This is a genomic window from Streptomyces sp. DH-12 (genome assembly GCF_002899455.1).
Taxonomy (GTDB): Bacteria; Actinomycetota; Actinomycetes; order Streptomycetales; family Streptomycetaceae; genus Streptomyces.
Genome location: NZ_PPFB01000001.1, coordinates 1012460 through 1027125, shown reverse-complemented (window position 1 = coordinate 1027125; position 14666 = coordinate 1012460). Strand labels below are relative to the sequence as shown.

The following is a 14666-nucleotide window of genomic DNA, read 5'->3' as shown; positions in this document are numbered from 1 at the left end:
ACTCCTTTCAAGGCCCGCACGTTCACCGGGTCGATCGCACGACGGGACCGGTCCAGCTCACCCCGGGAGCCGAGTTCGTCGAGGAGCAGGCGGTGCGACTTGGCCCGCACCCGGGCACACCGGCCGGGGTGACGCGCGACGGACGTTTCCTGTCGGCCCCCGGCGTCACCGCCCCGTTCCCCTTCGGCACGGCGCTTCGCGCCGGTGACTCGGGATTCAGGGCGGCGGCCCGGCCTCGAGACGAACGACTACTTCTTGAGCGCGACTCCCGCCACGGAGACGTCGGGCGCGTCCGTCTCGGACGCGTCGGGGTCCGGGCGCCAGGAGGCCGTGGCGACGACCCCGGGATCCACCAGGTCCAGCCCGGCGAAGTACGAGGCGATCTCCTCCGGTGACCGGAGGTGGTAGGTGTTGGCGGACTGCTTGTTGTACGCCGCGACCGCCGTGTTGAGCGCCTCGTTCGAGTCCGTGCCGTCGCTCAGGGCCAGGTAGCTGCCCGAGGGAAGTCCGGACAGCAGGGCGCTCACCAGGTCCGCCGGCCGGTCGGCGTCGGAGATCTGTCCCACGATCCCGAGCATGGTCAGGGCGACCGGGCGGCTGAAGTCCAGCGTCTTGGCGGCCTCGGCCAGGATCCGCTCCGGGTCGCGCACGTCCGCGTCCACGTAGGCGCAGGCCCCCTCGGGGCTGCTGGTGAGCAGCGCCTCGGCGTGCACCAGCACCAGCGGATCGTTGTCCACGTACACGATGCGGCTCTCGGGCGCGATGCGCTGCGCCAGTTCGTGGGTGTTGTCCGCGGTGGGCAGTCCCGTACCGATGTCCAGGAACTGACGGATGCCGGCCTCCCGCACGAGGAAGCGCACGGCGCGCGCGAGGAACCGCCGCTGCAGCCGGGCGACGGCGGCGAACTCCGGGAACGTGCTCAGGATGGCGTCGCCGACCTCGCTGTCGACGGGGTAGTTGTCCTTGCCGCCCAGGAGGTAGTTCCAGACCCGGGCGGAGTGCGGACGGTCGGTCTGCAGTCTGTCCCTGATGTCGCCGTGCGAGGTTTCGGGGGATTCCATGGATGCCATGGGCATAGCTTCACACAAAGTGGTGAAGGATTTGATCAAGTACCCCCTCATGGAACGCACTTCCACGGAAAAGGCGGACGCGGCGTGTCGAGCGGATCCCGGGTGTGCGACGGGGAGCTGGCCCGGAGCGCGACCGGGCCGGCGGTATCGGACGGTCAGGGAATGATCAGCGAGCAGACCCGGCTGCCGGGGTCGAAGACGCGCAGGTCCCGGATCATCTTGTGGGCGAGGAACAGATGCCCGCGCTGGTCGGGGTGGAGCCCGTCCCCCAGGAGACGGGTGGGCACACTGCCGCCGTGGGCCGCCGGCCAGTGGGCGTGGTGGTCGACGAGGACGACACCTTGTTCCCGCGCGACCTCCCGCATGGTCTCGGCGTAGTCGCCGAGCGCCGTGCGGTTGCTCCATCGGGCGAGGTCGACGGGGTTGGGGGTCTGCAGGACCGGTACGACCCCGCCGGGCAGGGCGCGGACGGCGTCGACCAGCCGGACGAGGTTCGCCCGGTAGACCGCCCGGCCGATGCCCGGGGTCGCGACGTCGTTGGTGCCCAGCATGATCGACACGACACGCGGGGAGAACGCCGTCACCCGCTGGGGGAACGCGGCCACCAGATCGTCGGTGGTGGCGCCGCTGACACCGGTGTCCACCACGAAGTCGGTGTTCTTGGGCTTGCCCAGCTCCCAGCGGACGCGCTCCTGGAAGTGCTCGGCGTAACTGCGCCAGCCGTTGGTCCACAGCGCGCCGTGCGTGATGCTGTCCCCCGTGATCACCCAGTTGGCGGGGGTGTCGGAGTTGAGGATCCCCGAGAGGGCGCCGAAGTCCGCGAGGTCCACCCGGACGCTCTCGGCCTGCAGTTCCGCCTGGGTCAGCACCCGGTCGTAGACGGCGACCCGGCGGATGCCGCCGGTGTAGAACCACTCACCGCCCGGGTGGGTGCTGTCGACGTTGCGTCCCACGTTGGCCGAGGCCAGGCCGGAGACGGCGGAGAAGAACCGGGTGTTCGCCAGCGTCAGCACGGGGCGGCCGTCGGCGTGGAAGGTCGTGCCCTGGCCGGAGACGGTCACGGCGAAGGTGTGCCAGGCGCCGTCGTCGTACATCGTGCGGGTGAGGCGGTTCACCAGGACGGCGCCCCGCTCGCGGACGACGAACTGCAGGGCGCCGCCGGCCAGTCCGAGGAAGACCTCGCTGGACGGCTCCAGCGGGTTCGACACGCCGAGGAGGGTCATCGCCGGATTGCGGCTGGTGGTTCTGCAGGTGGCGAGGACCGTGCCGGTGCTCAGCCCCCTGACGGCGGACACCTGGGCGGAGAGGTCGGTGTACGACGTGCCGTCGTACGTCCTCTCGACCCGGTGGTCCAGCACGGGGCCGACGGTCTGCGCGGCCAGCGCCCGGCCCGTGGAAACGGTCATCGCGGCGGCCAGGGAGCCGGCGGCGGCGAGTACGGCTCGTCTTCGCATGGTTCGCCCCTCGTGAGGTCCGGTGGCCCGGGCGGGCCGCTTCGGTCGAGTCGTGAGGTGTCCGGTGTCGTGTGGCACAGGCGGGGACGGCGGGGTCCCGCCGTCCCCGCCTGTGCCAGAGCGCTCCCGCCGGTTCAGGGCTGCGGGACGAAGGCCCACGTCTGGATCGCGCCGGACGCGGCCGGCCGCTGGGAGATCAGCCCCCCGTCGGCGCCGGAGGCCAAGGTCAGCAGCAGGCCGCTGGACTTGGAGGTCAAGGTGTAACCGCCGTTCTTCCAGGTGGCGGTCCACCGCTGGTTCGCCGCCCCGCTGCACGGCCACTGGATGACGGCCGCCCCGGCCTCCTTGGAGTTGTCACGGACGTCCGCGCACAGGCCCGAGTGCACGTTCCGCAGGGTGTAGGAGCCGTCCGCGGTGCGGGTGACCGTCCACTTCTGGTTGTTGCCGCCGTGCCACTTCCAGCCGTGCAACTGGGTGCCCTGCTCGGTGGAGTTGGCGGGCACGTCGATGGCCTGGCCGCCCGCGGAGATCTGGTGCACACCGTTCGACGGCCCCGTGGGAGCGGTGCAGGCCGTCGTCGACTGGTGGGCGCCACGGTCGGGGACGCAACCGGCCGTGACCGGGTTGCCGAAGTAGTCGCGGGCGCCGGGGGCGGCCAGGGGCCGGCCGTTGGCGAGTGCGGACGAACCGGTCCCGAGCCGGTAACCGTCCGCGTCGGCACGGGAGGTCGCGGTGCCCGGTGCGACGAGCTTCGGATCGGCGGTCACCTTGTTCGGGTCGGCCGGCTCGCCGGCCGGGTGGTCGCCGTAGAAGACGTTGGAGTCGAAGGCCAGGCTGCCCGCGTTGACGTAGGAGGCCTCGGACGTGGCCACGTGGAAGATGTTGTTGCTGAACACCGCGTTCGCGGCGCCCGACCCGTTGGCGTTGTTGATGATGTCGACCGGGCGGGAGAGGTAGAAGGTGTTGTTGTAGATCTGCGTGTTGCTGGTCTTGGCGCAGACCATGTCGAAGAGCTGTCCGCCGTCGTTCTGGCTGATGTTGTACCGCACGACGTTGTCGGCGGTGGTGGAGCCGGCGCCGTTGCACAGGAGGATGAAGCCACCCTCGTTGTCGTGGCTGTAGTTGTACTGGTAGACGGTGCCGATGTTGGCCTCGTCGATGTCCAGGCCCTGGCCGTCGCACTCGCTCTTGCCGCCGCTGACCTCGTTGAACTGGTACAGGGCACGGTTGGTGTTCCAGCCCCAGACGCCGGCCGCGCAATGGGCCGGTTCACGCTCGCGGAAGCCGTCGACCCTGTTGTGCTCGACGAGCGCGCCCTCGGTGTGGTGCGGCACGATCGCGTCACCGCCGATGTCCGTCACGGTGTTGCCGCGGATCACGACCCGGGTCTGCGGCGTCCAGGTGCCGCAGGTGGTGCCGCAGTTGGGGTTGTTCAGCTCCGGCCTGGTCATCCAGCGCGTCCAGAAGTGGATGCCGTAGCGGTCGACGGTCCGGACCGTGTTGTTCTCGACGACCACGTCGTCGAACCTGGTCGGCGTCGTGTGGCCGAGGACCTCGAAGAAGATGCCCGCGCTCGCGTCGTCGTCCTTCTTGGTCTGGTTGCCGTTCACGTCGTGCACGTCCAGCCCGCGGATCCGGTAGTACGTTCCCGTTCCGGAGTCGGTGCGGGTGATGTGGACGCCGCGCCTGGTCGCCGCGGTGTTCCCCTTGTTGGAGATGTCGAGGTCGGCGATCTCCCAGTACTCCTGGTCCGCGAGCCGGACCACGTCCGTCACCTGGCCGGCGCCCGCCAGCTTCGGTTTGGCGCCACTGCCGTAGGCGCCGATCCGGATGGGGCTGCCCGAGGCTCCCGAGCCCTTGGGGAAGAGCTGCTGCCCGGTGCAGGTGGAGCCGCGCTTGAGGAGGATCGCGTCGCCGGGCTGGAACGTACGGGCGTTGACCGTGGACAGGGCGTTCCAGGGCCTGGCCTGGCTGCCGTCGCCGCCGGCGGCGGCACCGCAGTCCACGTGGAAGGTCTGGGACTGCGCCGCCGCGTGGGCGGTGGGCGCGGCCCACACCGAGGTGAGGGGGAGTGACAGGACGGACAGGAGAAGAGTCAGTCTTCGGAGGCGCACGGTGTCTCCCTGCGGGGTCGCCGGACGAATGGGGAGCCGAGATGTGTTCGTGCACACCGGTCGGAGATGACAGAAGACGTCTGATGTCTTGACCACCGGACGGTAGGAGACGTGTCAGGACACAGTCAAGGGTGCGTGCCGCGCCTCTTTCCCATGGTGCGCTCCATCCGTGCCGATACGGTTGGCATCGATAACAACGTCTGTCATAGTTCCCGTGGCGTGCCTTATGGGAGAGCCATGCCGCACCTCGGAGTCTCGTGTGTGTGACCCCGTGCTGATCGCAGCACGCCCGGCTGCCGGACGCGGTGCAGCGGTTTCGGCGGAGGGAAGGGCTGGCCATGGCACCGATAACACCGAGGGATCGCGGACCCACCCGGAGGCCGCGCCTGGGCCGCTCCCGACCCGTCCGCACGGCCGGCCGCTGCGGATTCCGGCGGGGTCCCCGCATCACTTCCGCGTCCATTCCGACCAGGTGGGCCGACCTGCCCGGGCGGGCCACGGCCCCGGGCCTCACCGCCGTGGACCCGTACGTCCCGTGGAACGTCCACGAACCGCACCCGGGCCGCGACCGGTCCACGGTCCCGGAGCCGGCCGGCGGTTCCCTCACCCCGCCAGGGGCGGCCAAGGGGCTCGCGCGGGTCGGCGGCCCCCTGCTCGGCCGTCACCGGGAGACCGGTCCCCGGCGTCCGCTCTGCCCGCCCGCACCGCTGCCGGGCGGGAACACCCTCACCCCGCTGGAACTCGAACGGCTGGGCGACCGGGTGGAAGTCCTCGGCCGGCCCGACCTCGGACCGGCCGAGGAGTACGTCGAAACCTTCTGACGAGCGAGAGGCGGAACCATGGCAACACCGTTATCCCGCCCATCCCGACGCAGACGTGTTCTGCGCCCCCGCGTGGCCGCCGCGGCACTGGTCCTCGGCCTGGCGGCGTCGGCGGGCACCGTCGTGCCCGCCGGCGCCGCGCCCTCCGTGTCCTCCGCGGCCGATGCGGTGACCGGCTCCGCGGCGACACCGGTGCGGCTGAGCCGGGGCGACCTGACCGTCACCGTGGCCGAGGAGTTCCCCCAGGTCATCTCCTACCGACTGGGCACGCGCACCCTCGGCGGCCGGGCGACCGCCCTGGACAGCTTCACCGTCAACGGCACCGCGCACCGCGCTACCACCACCATGAAGGCCGGAGGCAGCAGAGCCACCTACACCTCCACCTTCGCGGACCTGCCCGGCCTCACCCTCGTGTCCACCCTCACGGTGACCGGGGACGCCACCGTCGTCTTCGCCGTGGAGAAGATCTCCGGCGAGACCGCCCGGACGGTGCGCACCCTCGAGATACCCGGACACTCCCTCGTCTCCGTCGACTCCTCCGAACCGGGGGCCAACCTGGCCCGCACCAAGATCTCCGCGGACTCGACGACGACCGCCGACCGCTTCATCCGCCTCACCGGTGACACGGCCACGGACGAAGGACCCGTCGGCACGCCCTACGCGTTCGTGGGCAACGCACAGCTGTCCGCGGGCATCGTCACCAACGCGACCGAGGACTCGCCGCAGAACGACAACACCAACTGGAACACCCGACTGATCTCGCGGATCGTCGACACCGGGGACGGACGCCGCCGCGCCGAACTCTCCGCAGGCGTCCACACCCACGCGCCCCAGGGAGCCACCGACCCCCGCGTCGCCACCTACGAACTGCCCCGGGTGACCGTGGTCCTCGCCGCCGACGCCAACAGCGACGGCACGGTGGACTGGCAGGACGGGGCCATCGCCCACCGCGCGCACATGCGGCGTCCGCTCGGTGCGGACCGGGTGCCCGAGCGCGTGGTGCAGCGGATCCCCTTCAACTTCGCGAGCCAGGCCACCAATCCGTTCCTCAAGACGCTCGACCACACCAAGCGCGTCTCCATGGCCACCGACAACCTCGGGCAGTGGGTGCTGGAGAAGGGCTACGCCTCCGAGGGCCACGACTCAGCCCACCCCGACTACGGCGGCAACGAGAACGTCCGCGCGGGCGGACTGAAGGACCTCAACCGGCTCACCGGATCCGGCGCCCGCTACAACGCCGATTTCGCCGTCCACGTCAACGCCACCGAGGCGTACCCGCAGGCGAAGAGCTTCAGCCAGGAACTGGTCGAGGGCCGGCCCGACGGGTGGGACTGGCTCAACCAGGCCTACCACATCGACCAGCGCAAGGACCTCGGCACCGGCGCCGTGCTCGACCGGTTCGAACAACTCCGCAAGGAGGCGCCGGGAATCAGGACGGTCTACATCGACGTCCACTACTCCAGCGGCTGGCTGGCCGACGGACTGGCCGCCGGACTGCGCGAGATGGGCTTCGAGATCGCCACCGAGTGGTCGTACAAGTTCGAGGGCACCTCGCTGTGGTCCCACTGGGCCGCCGACAAGAACTACGGCGGCGTCACCAACAAGGGCATCAACTCCGACATCGTCCGCTTCATCGCCCACTCCGACCGCGACGTGTGGAACGTCGACCCGCTGCTCGGCGGCGCCAGCATCGTCGAGTTCGAGGGCTGGACCGGTGAGGACGACTGGAACGCCTTCTACCGCAACATCTGGACCGACAACCTGCCGGCCAAGTTCCTCCAGCACTACCGGCTGACGGACTGGGACCCCGGGCGGTCCGCGACCCTGACCGGCGGGGTGGGCGTCGAGATCGAGGACGGCGAACGGCGGATCTCCATGGGCGACGTGACCGTGCTGAAGGGGGACACCTACCTGCTGCCCTGGGGCGAGCCCCGCGGCAGCGGCCGCACCTCCTCGCCGAGCGACGCCGACAAGATGTACTTCTTCAGCGGATCCGGCGGCACGCACACCTTCGAGCTGACCCGGCAGTTCGCGAAGAACCGGGACTTCACCCTCTACGAGCTCACCGACCAGGGCCGGGTGAGGACCGCCGGGGTCAGGGCCGAGTACGGGAAGGTCACGCTGACCGGCGAGAGGAACCGGCCCTACGTCCTGGTGCCGAAGGGCGGCAAGGCGCCCCACGGCGACCCGCGCTACGGCGAGTTCACCGAACTGGCCGACCCCGGCTTCAACGGCGGCGACCTCCGCGGCTGGAACCCGCAGGGCGACGTCTCGCTGACCCGCGCCGGCAACGGCGACAACGTCGTGCGCCTCGGCCCCGCCGCCTCCGGCATCTCCCAGCGGGTCCCCGGCCTCACTCCGGGCCGGCGGTACACGCTCGCCGCCGACGTCGAGATCGGCCCCGGCGAACGCCGGGACACCACCCTCCGCGTGCGCGGCGCCCGCACCGGGGCGGCGAGGACCTTCGACGTCACCCCGGCCCGGAACACGATCGCGGCCGACGAGAAGCGCGACACCTACGCGCAGCGGGCCGCCGTCGCCTTCACCGCGCCACCGGGCGGCAGCGTCACCGTCGAACTGGGCGCCGCCGCGGGCGAGGCGCCGGTGGTCCTGGACGACGTGCGCGTCATGGCGGACACCACCTCGCCGCTCCCGCGCGCCGAGAAGGGCACCGTCGTCGCGCACGACGACTTCGAGGGCAACCAGCCGGGCTGGGGCCCGTTCGTCAAGGGCGACGCCGGCGGCGTCACCGATCCGCGCACCAGCATCAGCGACCTGCACGAGCCCTACAGCCAGAAGGAGTGGAAGAACACGTACTCCCCGTACGACTCCGGCACCCTGAAGGGCAAGGCCGTCGACGACGTGCTCGCCGGGCGGCACTCGCTGAAGTCCCACGCGGAGAACACCGGACTGGTCCACCGCACGGTGCCCGCCACGGTGCCGTTCGAGGAGGGACACCGCTACGCCGTCTCGTTCACGTACCAGACCAACATCGCCGGCCAGTGGGCCTGGGTGACCGGCGCCGACCGCGTCGGGGACGGGAAAGCCGTCCCCCGGGAGATCCGCCGCGAGGTCCTGGAACCCGCCCTGGACACCCGGACCCACTCCCACGAGTTCGTCGCGGGGTGCGGGGACACCTGGGTCGGACTGCGCAAGCTCGGCAGCGCCGCCGGCTCGGACCTGGTCCTCGACGACTTCACCGTGACCGACCTGGGCGCGGACCCGGCGGGCGCCGCCTGCGCGAGCGTCACCGTCCCGCCCGGCACCGAACTGAGCCCGGGTGCGCCCGGCACGTTCGTCACGACCTTCACCAACAACGAGACGACCGACGCCGTCGATGTCGGCGTACGCCTGCACGGACTGCCCGAGGGCTGGAAGGCGGAGGTCGCCGAGAAGGACGGCAACCTCCTCGGGACCGTGAAGCCGGGTGACAGCGCCCGCACCGCCTGGCTGCTGACCCCTCCGGCGGACGCGGCCGGCGCCACCCCGGCGTGGCAGGTGAGCGCCACGTACGCCCATGAGGGCGCGACCAAGGCGGTGACCGCGGACGCCCGCGCCACCGTGACCACCGAACCCCTCCTCCCGCCGGGCTCGATGACCGCCACCGCGGACTCGGAGAACCGCTCCTCGGGGCCGGGCGAGGGGCCGGTGTCCAACGTGCTCGACGGCGACCCGGCCACCATCTGGCACACCGACTACACCGGCTCCGCCGCGCCGTACCCGCACTGGGTGACGCTGGGACTCGGCGGTCCGGCCGACGTGGACGGCTTTGGCTACCTGAACCGGCAGAGCGGCGGCCCGAACGGTCGTGTCGCCGGCTACGAGGTCGCCGTGTCGGACGACGGCACGCACTGGACCACCGTGGCGAAGGGCGCCCTGAAGGACGTCCCGCAGACGCAGCGGATCACCTTCGGCCGCGTCCGCGCCTCCCACGTGAGGTTCACGGCGCTGAACGCGCTCAACGGGCAGCCGTTCGCGGCCGCCGCGGAGATGCGGGTGTACGGCACGGCACTGAACCCCCCGACGGGCCACCCGCCGGGAGAACGGCCCGCCGGCCGTCCCTGAGCGAGCACCCTCCGGGAGAGCGGTGGCCGGCGTCCCGCCCCACGGACGCCGGCCACCGCACACGCCGCTCAGCCCCTCATGCGCTGGGGTCTGACGAGGGCCGGACGACGCAGCTCGTCCCAGCGGCCGTCGTCCCCTCCGACGCCGATCCTCAGGGCGCGGCAGGCCCACAGCGCGCCCGGGTACTCCGCCGTGCTGGGGGGACGGATCCCGCCGGAACGTGCCCGGTCCACGGCTTCCGCCGTCGATTCGGGCGCGAACGCCCACCACAGGGGAGCGGGCCCGACGCGGATGTTCTCGTCCCCCTCCTTCCGCCCTCACCGCGCGTACCGGGTGATCTGGGCATCGGCCAGGCGGCGCACCCCGTCGAACATCCACAGCGGATCCGTGGCCCGGGTCTGCGACGTCACCACCTGCTCCAGCGGCGCAACCAGCGCCGGACCCGCGTCCGGTCGTGCCCGCTCCCGTCCCTCGCGCTCGGCTCGCCCGCCGGCGCGAGGGACACGGCCGGCGGCGGGCTGCGGGAACGTCAGCGGTCGTACGACAGACCGTGTCCGGACGGGAAGAGGACCCGGGCCGGGTCGTCGGCGCGTTGGACGGGCACGGGAAGCACGCCGCGGGGTCCGACCCGGCCGGCGATCACCCGTGCGGCGGCGCGCAGTTCGACCTCGGTCCAGCAGTAGGAGGCGAGGGAGGCGGGGACGCCGTCGAGGTGGGCGATGTCGTAGGGGTTGCGCACGGCGAGATGGACGACGGGCACGCCTGTCCCGAGCAGCCGGGACACCAGGGTGCGCTGGGTGCTGGCGGCGCCGACGTCGTCGGTGGTGACGATCACCGCGTCCCGCCCTCGTGCGGCGGCCACGGCCGCGTCGATCGTGGCCGCGTCGGGCGAGCGGCCGGTGGCGAGGTGGGCGGTGCTGTAGCCCAGCGCGTCGAAGGCCTTGGCCAGTTCCGGCACCGTGCTCCGGGTGCCGTCGGTGGGGAAGGCCGGGTCGGCGCCGACCACGAGCAGCTTCCGCTGCCGGCGGCGGAGCGGGAGCGTGCGGTTCTCGTTGACCAGCAGGGTGGTGGTGCGCTCGGCGATCCGGTCGGCGGCGAGGCGGTGCCGGCGGGCGCCGACGGTCCGGTCGACCTCCCGCGGGGAGGTGAGGGGGCTGCCGCTGAGGAGACCGGCCTTGTCCTTGACCCGGAGGATGCGCAGGACGGACTCGTCGAGCCGTTCCTCGGTGATCTCCCCGTCGCGGACGGCGGCCAGGACGCCGTGGTAGGCGACGTCGATGTCCGGCGGGAACAGCAACTGGTCGGCCCCGGCCTTGAGGGCGAGGACGGGCACGCGGTCGTCGCCGTACTTGGTGCGCACACCGGCCATGTTGAGGGCGTCGGTGACGATCACACCGTCGAACCCGAGCTCGCCGCGCAGCACGCCCTGCAGGATCGTGGGCGACAGGGTGGCCGGTTCGTTGCTCGGGTCGAGTGCGGGGACCTGGAGGTGCGCGGTCATGATCGAGTCGACGCCGGCGGCGATGGCGGCCCGGAAGGGCGGGGCGTCCACGCGCTCCCACTCCTCGCGCGTGTGGGTGATCACGGGCAGCTCGGTGTGGCTGTCCTGCCCCGTGTCCCCGTGGCCCGGGAAGTGCTTGGCGCAGGCCACGACGCCGGCTCCCTGGTAACCGGTCACCTGGGCCGCCACCATGCGGCCGACCTCACGGGCGTCGGCGCCGAAGGAGCGGATGTTGATGACGGGATTGGCCGGATTGACGTTGACGTCGGCGACCGGGGCGAAGTTCTGGTGGATGCCCAGGGCGGCGAGTTCGATGCCCGAGATCCGTCCGGCGGTACGCGCGTCGGAGGGCGAGCGGCCCGCGCCGAGCGCCATCGCGCCCGGCAGCTGGGTGGCTCCGCTGCCGACGCGGACGTTGGCCCCGTGCTCCTGGTCGATCGAGATCAGGGAGGGAACGGGGGTGGGCAGGGCGAGCGAGGCCCGCTGCACACCGTTCGACAGCTCGGCCACCTGACGCGGGTCGTGGATGTTGTTCGTCCAGCCCGAGAAGTAGATGACCCCGCCGAGGTGGTACTTGGCGATGAGCTCGGCCACGGTACGGACGCCGAGCTCCCGCAGATTGCGTTCCTGGTCGGCCTGGCTGGGAGAGGTCGCCGACGCGCCGTAGAAGTAGGGCACGAACAACTGGCCGACCTTGGCCTCGACGCTCATCCTGGCGATGATCTTCTTCAGGCGCTCGTCACGCCCGTGTGCGGCGGCGGGGGCGGCTGCCACGCCCGCGAGGCCCGTCGCGCCCGCGGCGACCACGGTCGCGGAGGCGAGGACGGAACGCCTGGACAGACTCCGGTCCTGCATGCGGACATGCTCCTTCCGGCCTTGTGGGCGCGGGAGTTGAGGGAAACACGAAGGGCTCCGAACAGCGGGCAACGTAGCCCGTGGAAGAGGAGCGGGACAAGAGGTCTAGACATAATTGGTCCAGACGAAGTGGAAGTCGCCCGCCCGCCTGCCCGTCCCCTCGACGACCGCGCCGCGTGACGGCGGGGGACGTGGCAGGCGGAGGATCCCCCGCTGCCACGTCCCCCGCCCTCCTGGCGGGCGCCGGTGCCTGCTGGTGTGCCCCGTGCGCCTCCGAGGCTCTCGCCTCGGAGGCGCATACCCCCGTGAGGAGCACGCCGGTCCGCTCGTCCCGCGGTCGGTCCGCGGGACCGCGCCTCACTGCCCACGACAGCCGGTGCGCGGTCCCACGGACCGCCGCCCGCCGGTCACCGCCCGCCGGTCAGCGGGAGGCGGACCCGCCGGTGACGCTGAGGGTGATCTGCGCGCTGTGCGTCGCCTCGGCGCCGGTGGCCACGACCTTGACGGTGTAGTCGCCCAGCGGGGTCGAGGGCGAGGTGCGCAGCGTCAGCCTGGAGCCGGCGCCCGACTGGATCCGGTCGGGTTCGAAGGTCGCCGTGGCGCCCTCCGGCAGGCCCGTCGCCGACAGCCGTACGGTCTGGGGGCTGCCCTTGGTGACCGTGGTGCCGACGGCGGAGGTGACCGAGGCGCCGGGGGTGACCGAGGTCATCGGCTGCTCGGCGGTGACGGAGAAGTCGTGCGCCGGGGCGAAGGCCTGGAACTCGGCGAGCGACAGCACCCCGGTGCCGGCGAGCTGCACCATGACGTACCGGCCGCTGGTGCCGACCGTCAGGGTGGTCGAGGTGCCGGCGGTGGTGGTCTGGTGGCGGGACCGGACGCCGGGCCTCGCGGCCTGCTGCTCCGGGGGCAGCGAGGTGTCGAAGGGGGTGTCGGAGACGAACACCCAGTAGTCGGAGAGCCGGGCGGCGCAGCAGTCGGTGCGGTTCCACAGGGCGACGCGGCCGATCGGGACGGAGGCGCCGAGGTCCGTCCGCCACCAGGCGTTGCGGTCCGAACCGGTGTGGGAGACCGAGCCCTTGAAGAAGTCCCCTCCGGTGTCGCCGTCGACGGCGTTCGTGGCCGCGCCGCCGGGCTGGGTGGAGGACGACTGGGTGGCCGGGGTGCCGAGGGCCAGGTTGTCGTCCGCGCCGTCGTGGTGGAGGCCGACGGTGGAGATGGCGGGCGGCAGGGCGCGCGAGCCCAGGATGCGCAGCCGCACCTTGGACGTCTCCACCACGGCGCCCAGGCGCAGGAGCCGCTTGTAGCCGATGGTGGTCGCGGAGGCCGCCTGCTTCCAGGCGCTGCCGTCCCAGGTGTCGACCGCGAACGATGAGACGCGCTGGCCGACCTGGATGTTCTCCTGGAGGGCGACGGTGTTGAACCGCTTCCTGCCGCCCAGGTCGACCACCAGGGAGCCGGTGGTGCCGGTGGGCTGCCAGGCGGTGGAGTCGTTGTCGTCGAGGACGAGGGCGGGGGTGTTGCCGGGGGTGTGGGAGGTGCCGGCGTCGTCGGCGGCGGTGGCGCCGTCGGTCAGGTCCTCGGCGAAGACGGAGCGGATCCGCTCACCGAACTCGCGCAGCCGGTCCGCCTCGGCCGTGCCGAAGCGTCCGCTCTGGTCGGGGCCCACGTTCAGCAGGAGCTGGCAGTTGCGTCCGACGGAGCCGAAGTACATGCTCTCCAGGGCGGCCAGGGACTTGGGCGGCTGGCCCGGGTGCCAGAACCAGGCGGGCTGCAGCCGGGCGTCGCACTCGGCGGGGAACCAGGCCAGGTGCTCGGACTCGGTGGTGAGCTTGCTGTCGCCTGCGATGTCCGTGGCGGTCGCGCCGTGCGTCGGAACCCGCCGGTCGTCGGGGTCGGCCGCTCCCTCGCTGGGGATCACGCTCCACTCGCTGGCGCGTGCGTAGCCGTCCTCGTTGCCGACCCAGCGGATGTCGGGGCCGCCGAAGACGACCGCGCTCGGCTGGAGCGTGCGGATCATGCGGTACCAGTCCTTGAAGCTGTAGGGCTGGCGGCCGTGGGTGGGGTCGTAGCCGTCGAGCCACACCTCGGAGACGGTCCCGTACCGGGTGAGCAGCTCATGGAGCGTGTTCATGTAGTACCGGTTGTAGTCGTCGACCTCGAAGGTGAACGACGGGCCGGAGCCGCCCTTGGCCGGGATCCGGCTGGTCCTCCTCTCACTGCCGTTGCCGAAGGTCCCCCCGGGCTGGGCCTCGTGGAGGTCGGCGGGCGACAGGTAGAGGCCGACCTTGACGCCGTACTTGCGGGCGGAGTCGGTGAAGGACTTGACGATGTCGCCCTTGCCGTCCATCCAGCTGCTGGAGGCCACGCCGTAGGACGAGTACTGCGACGGGAAGAGCAGCATGCCGTCGTGGTGCTTGGCGGTGAGGACGACCTTCTTGAAGCCGGCGTCCTTGAAGGAGGAGATCCACTGGTCGGTGTCGAGGCCGGTGGGCTGGAGCACGTTCGGGCTCTCGGTGCCGAGCCCGAGGTCGCGGCCGGTGTAGGTGTTGGGCCCGAAGTGGATGAAGCCGGTCAGTTCCTCGCGCTGCCAGGCGAGCTGGCGTTCGCTCGGGGTGACCTGGGCGGCCTTTCTGAGCAGGTCCTCCTTGGTGTCGGTCGGTGCGATGGGCACGACCTGGTTGCCGGCCGCCCTCGCCTCCGCGTGGGCGGGTGCGGTCAGGACCGCACCTCCGAGCAGCATCGTGAGGGCGGCTGCCGCCGCCAGGATCCTGTTCCTCATGGGTTCT

General features: G+C 71.7%; 7 protein-coding genes and 1 pseudogene. 2 read left to right on the top strand and 6 right to left on the bottom strand.

All coding sequences use genetic code 11. The annotated features are described in order from the left end of the window. Positions 1–2: 2 nt before the first annotated feature. The 4 genes and pseudogenes from C1708_RS34305 to C1708_RS03545 all read right to left on the bottom strand — a co-directional run. A pseudogene (locus C1708_RS34305) lies at positions 3–116 on the bottom strand (IS5/IS1182 family transposase); the annotation flags it as partial. Positions 117–248: 132 nt separating this feature from the next. Then, positions 249–1070 carry an SAM-dependent methyltransferase gene (locus C1708_RS03555; protein WP_241911149.1) on the bottom strand — a complete coding sequence of 274 codons (822 nt, stop codon included), beginning with the start codon at positions 1068–1070 and terminating at the stop codon, positions 249–251. A gap of 155 nt (positions 1071–1225) precedes the next feature. Further along, the gene (locus tag C1708_RS03550) at positions 1226–2524 is read right to left on the bottom strand and encodes an SGNH/GDSL hydrolase family protein (protein ID WP_106411254.1); all 1299 of its coding nucleotides are present in this window, start codon (positions 2522–2524) and stop codon (positions 1226–1228) included. Positions 2525–2658: 134 nt separating this feature from the next. After that, positions 2659–4638, bottom strand: coding sequence for an RICIN domain-containing protein (locus C1708_RS03545; protein WP_106411253.1), 1980 nt, complete (start codon positions 4636–4638; stop codon positions 2659–2661). Positions 4639–5156: 518 nt separating this feature from the next. Here C1708_RS03545 and C1708_RS35775 point away from each other — a divergent pair. Beyond that, the gene (locus tag C1708_RS35775; protein WP_106411252.1) at positions 5157–5459 is read left to right on the top strand and encodes a hypothetical protein; all 303 of its coding nucleotides are present in this window, start codon (positions 5157–5159) and stop codon (positions 5457–5459) included. Positions 5460–5531: 72 nt separating this feature from the next. Continuing rightward, positions 5532–9524, top strand: coding sequence for an endo-alpha-N-acetylgalactosaminidase family protein (locus C1708_RS03535; RefSeq protein WP_502696049.1), 3993 nt, complete (start codon positions 5532–5534; stop codon positions 9522–9524). 529 nt (positions 9525–10053) lie between these two features. Here C1708_RS03535 and C1708_RS03530 read toward each other — a convergent pair. After that, positions 10054–11880 carry a glycoside hydrolase family 3 protein gene (locus C1708_RS03530; RefSeq protein WP_106411250.1) on the bottom strand — a complete coding sequence of 609 codons (1827 nt, stop codon included), beginning with the start codon at positions 11878–11880 and terminating at the stop codon, positions 10054–10056. Positions 11881–12301: 421 nt separating this feature from the next. After that, complete coding sequence (locus C1708_RS03525; RefSeq protein WP_106411249.1) at positions 12302–14659, bottom strand: alpha-L-fucosidase; 2358 nt, start codon at positions 14657–14659, stop codon at positions 12302–12304. Positions 14660–14666 lie beyond the last annotated feature (7 nt).